Genomic DNA, 9247 nt, shown 5'->3' on the forward strand with positions numbered 1-9247 from the left:
GGCGGGCGCGCGGCAAGCGCGCCCGTTTTTGAAGCACAGCGCCCCGCGTCAAGGGGCGAGGTCTGAGCCGATGGACTTTGCCAACACCCCCAGCTTTTTCCGCTCCGGGCCGCCGCCCGGCGCGCGCTTGGCCATGGCCGTGGCCGCCTCGGTGGCGCTCCTGGTCGGCGACAGCTATTTCGGCCTGATGGAACAGGCGCGCGAAGCCACCTCGCTGGCGCTGTACCCGGTGCAGCGCGCGGTGAACATGCCCGCGCAGGCGATGCGCCACGTCAGCGACTTTCTCAGCTCCCAAACCGAACTCAAACAGGAAAACACTGCTTTGCGCGTGCGCCAGCTGGAAATGTCGGCGCAACTGTCGCGGCTGCAAACCCTGCAACGCGAGCTGGACGAAGTGCGCAAGCTCAACGGCATCAAGTCCAGCTACCACCAGCAGGCGCAGATGGCCGAAACGCTGTATACCGGCCGCGATCCGTTTTCCTACAAAATCATCATCGACAAAGGCAGCGACGCCAACCTGAAGGCCGGCCAGCCGGTCGTGGATGCCAGCGGCCTGCTGGGCCAAGTCACCCGGGTGCAGCCGCTGACCGCGGAAGTCACCCTGGTCATAGACAAGAACCAGATGGTGCCAGTAATGGTGGCTCGCACCGGCCAGCGCGCCATCCTGTACGGCTACGGCGGCGGCGTGGAAATCCGCTATCTGCCGCAAAGCGCCGACATCAAGGACGGCGACCACATCGTCACCTCCGGCGTGGACGGCGTTTATCCCGCCGGCATCCCAGTGGCCCGCGTGACCCGGGTGGAGCGAAATCAGGGCGCCACCTTCGCCCGCATCGCCACCTCGCCCCTGGCCGGCGTGCAGCAAACCCGCTATATGCTGGTGCTGGGCGAGAAGCAGGCGCCGCCGCGTCCGCCAGAGCCGGCCCCCATCGTCAAAAAGAGCAGGGGCGGCAAGAAAGCCGCCGCCGAGGAGTAAGCCCCGATGACGTTCGAGCGCCCCAAGGAACTGCTCAAACCGGTGAAGCGCCGCTTCATCCTGTTCACCTTCATCTTCGCCGTCCTGATCGAACTGATTCCGCTGCCTCACGGCAGCACGCGCTGGCTGCCGGACTTCATCGGCATGCTGATCCTGTACTGGGTGATCAACCAGCCGCGCCGGGTCAATATCGGCACTGCATTCATGCTGGGCCTGGTGGCCGACATTTCCACCACCGGCCTGTTCGGCCAGCACGCGCTAGCCTATTCGATCACCGCTTACCTGGCGCTGGCGCGCCAGCGCCAGGTGGTGATGTTCAACCTAGGCCAGCAAACGCTGGTGGTGCTGGGCCTGTTGCTGACCAACCAGCTGATCATGGTGGTAGTGCGCATGCTCACCGGATCCGCCTTCGTCGGCTGGGGCTATTTCCTGCCGCCCTTGATCGGCGCCTTGCTGTGGCCGCTGCTGACCAAGCTGATGCTGATGCCCTACCGCCACAACGCGGCATAGCGCCGCGGACCGTCCATGCCTCAACCCACCCGCTTCAAAAACCCGCAGGCCGAAGACAGCCAGTTCCAGCTGCGCCTAATCGTCGCTTACGCGTTGATCGTGCTGATGTTCCTGGTGCTGCTCACTCGCTTCATCTGGCTGCAAGTGCTGCAGCACGAACACTTTTCCACGCTGGCGCAGAACAACCGCATCTCGCTGGTGCCCATCCTGCCCAACCGCGGTCTGATCCTGGACCGCAACGGCGTGGTGCTGGCGCAGAACTACTCCGCCTATACGCTGGAGCTGACGCCCAGCAAGATCCCGGATCTGGCCGCCACCGAGGCCGAGCTGCGCAAACTGGTGGAGATCACCCCGCGCGACGAGCGCCAGTTCAAACGCCTGCTGATTGAAAGCAAGAACTTCGAATCCATCCCGCTGAAAACCAAACTCAGCGAAGAAGAGGCCGCTCGCGTCGCCGCCCAGGCCTGGCGCTTCCCAGGCGTGGAAGTCAAGGCTCGGCTGTTCCGCGATTATCCGTTCAAGGAAATGACCAGCCATGTGCTCGGTTATATCGGCCGCATCAACCAGCGCGACAAGGAAAGGCTGGAAGAGGAAGAAAAAACCGCCAATTACAAAGGCTCCAATTACATTGGCAAGACGGGTCTGGAAGCCGTGTACGAGGATGATCTGCACGGCAAGGTCGGCTTCGAGGAAGTGGAAACCGACTCCGGCGGCCGCGCGGTGCGTTCACTGCGGCGCACGCCGCCGGTCAACGGCAATACCCTGAAGCTGGCGCTGGACATTCGCTTGCAGGAAATGGCGGACAAGCTCTTTGGCAGCCGCCGCGGCGCGCTAGTGGCGATAGAGCCGTCCACCGGCGGCGTACTCGCCTTCCTATCCAAGCCGGGCTTCGATCCCAATCTGTTCATCGACGGCATCGACACCCAGACCTGGACCAATCTGAACAACGACTGGCAGAAGCCGATGATCAACCGCGCGCTGCGCGGCACCTACCCGCCCGGCTCCACCTTCAAACCCTTCATGGCGATGGCCGCGCTGGAAAACCACGCCATCGGCATGCGCGACATCCGCCCGGCGCCCGGCTACTTCACCCTGCCCGGCTCCAGCCACCAGTTCCGCGACAGCAAGAAGGCGGGCAACGGCATGGTCAATCTGCAACGCGCGATCGAAGTCTCCAGCGACACCTTCTTCTACAAGCTGGCCTGGGACATGGGCATAGACAAGATCCACCCGGCGCTGGCGCAGTTCGGCCTGGGCAGCAAAACCGGCATCGATCTGGACGGCGAATCCATCGGCGTGCTGCCGTCCAAGGAATGGAAGGCCCGCCGCTTCGCCCGCTACAAGGAAGAGTTCCGCCGCTGGTATCCGGCCGACGTGGTCAGCATCGGCATCGGCCAGGGCTTCAACGCTTACACCCCGCTGCAAATGGCCAATGCCACCGCAATCATGGCCAATGACGGTCAAGTATTCAAACCGCACCTGGTGCAGCAAGTGGTGGATACCCGCAGTGGCAAGGCGCGCATCATTGAACCGATGCCCACCCGCCAGATCCCGTTCAAACCGGAAAACTTCGAATACGTGAAGCGCGGCATGGAGGGCGTGATGACGCGCGGCACCGGCGCGCGGCTGGGCGTGGGCCTGCAGTACTCGATGGCGGGCAAGACCGGCACCGCCCAAGTGGTGCAGATCAAACAGGGCGCCAAGTACAACGCCTCAGCCCTGGCCGAACAATACCGCGACCACAGTTGGTTCATCGCTTTCGCCCCGGTGGACAAGCCTCGCATCGCCGTGGCGGTGATCGTGGAAAACGCCGGCTTCGGCGCCGCCGCCGCCGCGCCCATCGTGCGCTCGCTGTTCGATTACTACTTGCTGGGCAAAGTGCCGAAAGACATCGAAGGCACGCTGAAGACCATGCCCACCGACACCGCCAACGACAATGCAGACCTCTCTAATTAAACGCATCTGGGAACAGATCAAAGAGCCGCTGGACGGCTGGCTGATGCTGTTCCTGGGCATGATCTTCGTGGTCAGCATGGTGTTGCTGTACTCGGCCAACAACCAGTCCTTCGACAAGATAGACAATAAGCTGATCTACACCAGCCTGTCGCTGGTCATTATGTGGATCATCGCCCGCATGCGGCCGCAAAGCATCATGAACTTCGCGCCGCCCATCTACGGGCTGGGCGTGCTGCTGCTGCTGGCCGTCCACTTCAAGGGCGTCACCGTCAACGGCTCCACCCGCTGGCTGGAACTGGGCATCACCCGCATCCAGCCATCCGAAATCATGAAAATCGCGCTGCCGATGATGCTGGCCTGGTTCTTCCAGAAATACGAACTGTCGATGCGCTGGTGGCATTACTTGGTGGCCGCCTTGCTGATGGCCGTGCCCAGCGCGTTGGTGCTGAAGCAACCGGATCTGGGCACCACCCTGCTGATCGCCGCCGCCGGCCTATTCGTGCTGTTCTTCGCCGGCCTGCCATGGAAAGTGATCTTCACCGGCATCGGCCTGGGCGCAGCCAGCCTGCCCATCGTTTGGAACCTGCTGCACGACTACCAGCGCCGCAGGGTGCTGACCATGATAGACCCCACTACCGATCCCTTGGGCGACGGCTACCACATCATTCAGTCCATGATCGCCATCGGCTCCGGCGGCCCTTGGGGCAAGGGCTGGCTCAACGGCACCCAGACCCACCTCGATTACATTCCGGAGCGGACCACGGACTTCATCTTCGCCGTGTATTCAGAGGAATTCGGCCTGGCCGGCAATGTGCTGCTGCTGACGCTCTACCTGCTGGTGCTCAGCCGCGCGATGATGATCACCGCCAGCGCGCAAACGCTGTACGGCCGGCTGATGGCCGGTTCCATCACCCTGTCCTTCTTCGTCTACGCCTTCGTCAACATGGGCATGGTGTCCGGCATCCTGCCGGTGGTGGGCGTGCCGCTGCCCTTCATGTCCTACGGCGGCACCGCCACCGTCACCCTGTTCGTCGGCATGGGCATGTTGATGAGCATCAGCAATCTGAAACGCTGAGAGCCTGTTTACGATCTGCTGCGCTTCAGCGATACGGCGTTGGAAATGACCTCAGAATGCTCATGTACCGTATGTACATTCCGCTTCTTCGGTCATTTCCGCCTTGTCTCGCTCTTGCTCGTGAGATCGTAAACAGGCTCTAAGTTCCATGGCGGGAACCAATTGCCCGCCGCGCCGGCCTACCCCTGTTTGCCCCAGACTTACGTCATGCCCGGAAGGTTTCCGACTTGACGAAGGCAGGCAAAATCGCAAGCCTATAGCATTCCGGCGGCTCCACGCGCCGCCGTCCCGCATTCATGCCAGAGGAAACGCCACCGCATGCGCATCAAGACCCTGAGCCTGCTGCTCGCCCTGTCCCTGGGCCACACCCTGCCGGCCATCGCCGCCGAACCCGCCGCCGCCAGCCAAAGCCAGCTGCAAGCCTACACCAGCGTGGAAGGCATCACCGAATACCGACTCCCCAACGGCCTGCGGGTCCTGCTGGCCCCGGACGCCTCCAAGCCCACCACCACCGTCAACATCACGTATCTTGTGGGCAGCCGCCACGAAAGCTACGGCGAAACCGGCATGGCCCACTTGCTGGAGCACATGCTGTTCAAGGGCACGCCCACCAGCGGCAACCTGATGCAGGAACTGGGCAAGCGCGGCATGCAGTTCAACGGCACCACCTTCCTGGATCGCACCAATTACTACGAAACCTTCCCGGCCAACGACGACAACCTTCGCTGGGCGCTGGAGATGGAAGCAGACCGCATGGTCAACAGCAAGATCGCCAGAAGCGATCTGGACACCGAATTCTCGGTGGTGCGCAATGAAATGGAGATGGGGGAGAACAATCCCCGCCGCGTGCTGTGGAAGCAGATGACCGCGGTCAGCTACGACTGGCACAACTACGGCCACAACACCATAGGCGCGCGCTCGGACGTGGAAAAAGTCCGCATCGACAATCTGCAGGCCTTCTACCGCAAGTACTACCAGCCGGACAACGCGGTGCTGATGATTAGCGGCAAGTTCGACCCAGTGGCGACGCTGGCCGTCGTCCGGCAGACCTTCGGCAAGATCGCCAAGCCGCAGCGCCAGTTGACGCCGACCTGGACCGAAGAACCGCAGCGCGACGGCGCGCGCGAACTGACCGTGGAGCGCGTCGGCGACACCCAACTGGCTGCCGTGCTGTATCCGATCTCCGCCGGCAGCCACCCGGACGCGGCGGCCCTCCTCGTCTTGGCCGACATCCTGGCCAGCACCCCCAACGGCCGGCTGTATCAGGCGCTGGTGGGCGGCAAGAAAGCCGTCGGCGTCGAAGCTTGGCCGTTCGCGCTGGCCGAGCCCGGCTACATCATTTTTTGGGCTGAGCTGAACAAGGGCCAGAAACTGGCCGACACGCGCCAGGCCATGCTCGCCGCCATCGAAGGCTTCAAGAACAAGCCGGTGACCGAAGCCGAACTCAAGCGCGCCAAGGCCAGCCTGCTCAACGATATCGACAAGACCCTTAACGACCCGCAGCAACTGGCGGTGGAGATGTCCGAGGCCATCGCCAAGGGAGATTGGCGGCTATTCTTCCTGACCCGCGACCGCATCGAGGCGCTGAGCGCCAAAGACGTGGAGCGGGCCGCCGAGAACTACTTCAAACCGTCCAACCGCACCTACGGCCAGTTCGTGCCCACCGCCAAACCGGACCGCAGCGTAATCCCGGCCACGCCGGACGTAGCCAAACTGGTGGACGGCTACAAGGGCCGCGCCGCGATCAGCCAGGGCGAAGCCTTCGACCCCAGCCCGGCCAACATCGACGCCCGCACCGTGAAAACCACGCTCGCCAACGGCGCCAAACTGGCCTTGCTGGCCAAGAAGACCCGCGGCGAAACCGTCAACGGCAGCTTCAGCCTCGCCTTCGGCGACGAGAAAAGCCTGTTCGGCCGCGGCGCCGTGCCTAGCCTCGCCGCCGACATGCTGGAACGCGGCAGCGGCAAACTCAGCCGCGCCGAAATCAGCAATCGCCTGGACCAATTGAAAGCCAAGCTCAGCGTCTCCGGCTCGGGGCAAGAAGTCAGCGTGGACTTTGAAACCACCCGCACGCATCTGCCGGCCTTGCTGGACCTGATCTCCAGCCTGCTAAAACAGCCCAGTTTCCCGGAACGGGAATTCGAACTGCTGCGCAAGGAGGAGCTGACCGCCATCGACGCCCAGCGCAACGAGCCACAGGCCATGGCCACCCAAGCCGTGGGCCAGGCGCTCAACCTCTATCGCAAGGGCGATCTGCGCTACCGTCCGACGCTGGACGAGGCCGCCGCCGAATTGAAAACCGCCAAGCTGGACGATCTCAAGCGCTTCCACCGCCAGTTCTACGGCGCCAACCACGCCCGCTTCGCGCTGGTCGGCGACTTCGACGCCAAGGCGGCGCAAAGCCAGCTGCAAAAGCTGTTTGGCGGCTGGAACAGCCCCGTGACGTACAGCCGCGCGCCCAGCCTGCTGCCGCCGGCCAAGCCGGGCCAACAACAACTGCAGGCCAAAGACAAGGCCAACGCCTTCTACCTGGCCACCGCGCCGTTGGCGATGCGGGACAGCGACGCCGACTACCCGGCGATGCTGGTCGCCAACAAGATTCTGGGCGGCGGCGTCAAATCGCGCCTGTTGGACCGCCTGCGCCAAAAGGACGGCATCAGCTACTACGCCGGCAGCCAGTTCAAGGCAGGCAGCTTCGAGCCGGTGGCCAGCCTGAGCCTGGTGGCCATTTACGCGCCGCAGAATCTGGACAAGCTGAAACAGGGGGTGACCGAGGAATTGGCGCGCTTCATCCGCGACGGCGTCAGCGCCACCGAGCTGGCCGACGCCAAGAAGGCGCTGCAGCAGGAAAGGGAAATCGCCCGCGCTCAGGACGGCGCACTAAGCGGCGCTCTGGACGGCCAGTTGCAGATCGGCCGCGGCATGGATTTCAACGCCAAGGTGGACGCCGCCATCGCCGCGCTGACGGTGGATCAGGTCAACGCCGCCCTGCGCAAGCACATAGACCCGGCCCAATTGTTCCAGGTCTACGCCGGCGACTTCATAAAGCCCTGATGCGGCCTTGCGCCGGCAAGCCTCAGCGATTCCGCGAGGGCGGGCCGGCGTCTCCAGAAGGCGACTCCGCCTCGCCCGCGGCGGCGTCCGCCGCCGGCAGGTCCGGCAAGGGCCGGCCGTCCCGACCGAACAGGCGCAACTGACGCGGCAGGTCATGCTCGTCCGCCAGCTTGACGCCGACGCCGACCAGACGCACCGGCCGCCGTCCGCGCTCGAATCCCACTCGCAGCAGTTCCCCGAAACGCGCCGACGACAGTTGTCCGCCGGCGTGTTCCACCGTGGTCTGGTTGAAATCGTCGAACTTGAGCTTGACCGACAAGCCCTTGAACGCGGGATTACCGCTGCGCGCGATACGCGCGCTCAAGCGGTCTATCAGTTCCGGCAGCTTGGACAGACAGGCGACGACGTCGGGCAGGTCCACCGCGTAGGTCTCCTCGACGCTGATTGATTTGCGGCTACGGTCGGTGGACACCGGCCGCGGATCCACGCCGCGCGCCAGCTCGTGGAGACGCTCGCCGAAACGGCCGAAGTGACGCAGCAGATCGGCCAGCTCCCAGGCCAGCATATCGCCGCAACGCCGAATGCCCAGCTCGTTCAGCCGCTGCGCGGTAACCCGGCCCACGCCGTGTATCTTCTCCACCGGCAGCGCGGCGACAAAGCCGGCCACGTCTTGAGGCCGGATCAGGAATTGTCCGTCCGGCTTATTCCAGTCGCTGGCCACCTTGGCCAGGAATTTGTTGGGCGCGATGCCGGCCGAGGCGGTGATGCCCACCTCCTCGCGGATCTGGCGGCGTATCGCCTCCGCCATCCGCGTGGCGCTGCCCTGCTCATGCGGCTGCCCCGTCACATCCAGATAGGCTTCATCCAACGACAAGGGCTCGATCAAGGGCGTGTAGCGCTCGTAGATGCGCATGATCTTCTGGCTGGCCTCGCGATAGCGCGCCATGTCCGGCGGCAGGATCAACAAATCAGGACACAAGCGCAGCGCGCGCGCCGACGACATCGCCGAGCGCACGCCGTAGCGTCGCGCGATGTAATTGCAGGTGGCGATGACGCCGCGGCTTTCCGGCCGGCCGCCCACCGCCAGCGGCAAGGGACGCAAGGCGGGATCGTCGCGCATCTCGATCGCGGCATAGAAACAATCGCAATCGACGTGGATGATCTTGCGCTGCAGCTCGCTCATGGCGATGACCGGATCAGGAGACGGCGCCGTCGCTATGACCCAGCGAACGCTGCGGCGCCACCCGATCGCGCACCCGCTGCTTCAGCAGCTTGATGTCGGGGAAGCCGCCGTCGACCTTGCGGTCCCACAGTAGCTCGCCGTCCAGTTCGACACGGAACACGCCGCCGCTGCCGGGCTGCAAGGCCACTTCAGCCAATTCCTTCTCGAAGGTGGTCAGCAGTTCCTGCGCCATCCAGGCGGCGCGCAGCAGCCAGCGGCAGCCAGTGTAATATTCAATGCTCAGGCGCGGAGATTTGGCGGGGGGGATAGAGGGTGTCATGCGGGAAAAGGCAGCCGGCAAGAAGATGGCTGACAGCATACATCATGTGTAGAAGTTCCGATTTGATCTGACAGTCAGGCCTTGCCGATAGGTGGGGTTACCCGTTTTGATAGAGGTGCGAATCTTCATCAAGACAGCGCGCAAGCGCAGGAGTAACCCCATGACAAGTCTCAA

Annotated in this window: 7 protein-coding genes; 5 read left to right on the top strand and 2 right to left on the bottom strand. The window is 63.7% G+C overall.

What is annotated here, in order from left to right; genetic code table 11:
* Positions 1-70 precede the first annotated feature (70 nt).
* From mreC to B0T39_RS12370, 5 genes are all read left to right on the top strand, one after another.
* The gene (gene mreC / locus B0T39_RS12350; protein WP_081547021.1) at positions 71-976 is read left to right on the top strand and encodes a rod shape-determining protein MreC; all 906 of its coding nucleotides are present in this window, start codon (positions 71-73) and stop codon (positions 974-976) included.
* Positions 977-982: 6 nt separating this feature from the next.
* Complete coding sequence (gene mreD, locus B0T39_RS12355; RefSeq protein WP_081546985.1) at positions 983-1486, top strand: rod shape-determining protein MreD; 504 nt, start codon at positions 983-985, stop codon at positions 1484-1486.
* A 15-nt stretch (positions 1487-1501) separates the two neighbouring features.
* The gene (gene mrdA, locus B0T39_RS12360) at positions 1502-3442 is read left to right on the top strand and encodes a penicillin-binding protein 2 (protein ID WP_081546987.1); all 1941 of its coding nucleotides are present in this window, start codon (positions 1502-1504) and stop codon (positions 3440-3442) included.
* Complete coding sequence (gene rodA / locus B0T39_RS12365) at positions 3423-4517, top strand: rod shape-determining protein RodA (RefSeq protein WP_081547023.1); 1095 nt, start codon at positions 3423-3425, stop codon at positions 4515-4517. The genes mrdA and rodA overlap by 20 nt, the downstream gene beginning before the upstream one ends.
* Before the next feature lie 318 nt (positions 4518-4835).
* Positions 4836-7571 (top strand): M16 family metallopeptidase, encoded by a 2736-nt coding sequence (locus tag B0T39_RS12370; protein WP_081546989.1) that lies wholly within the window; start codon positions 4836-4838, stop codon positions 7569-7571.
* Between the two features lie 22 nt (positions 7572-7593).
* Here the strand turns inward: B0T39_RS12370 and dinB are convergent, their stop codons facing one another.
* Positions 7594-8754, bottom strand: a complete 1161-nt coding sequence (gene dinB, locus B0T39_RS12375; RefSeq protein WP_081546991.1) for a DNA polymerase IV — start codon at positions 8752-8754, stop codon at positions 7594-7596.
* Between the two features lie 13 nt (positions 8755-8767).
* Entirely contained in the window at positions 8768-9073 is a 306-nt protein-coding gene (locus tag B0T39_RS12380; protein ID WP_141111202.1) for a SelT/SelW/SelH family protein, read from the bottom strand.
* Positions 9074-9247 lie beyond the last annotated feature (174 nt).

The sequence above is a fragment of the Chromobacterium haemolyticum genome, assembly GCF_002081825.1.
GTDB classification, from domain to species: Bacteria; Pseudomonadota; Gammaproteobacteria; order Burkholderiales; family Chromobacteriaceae; genus Chromobacterium; species Chromobacterium fluminis.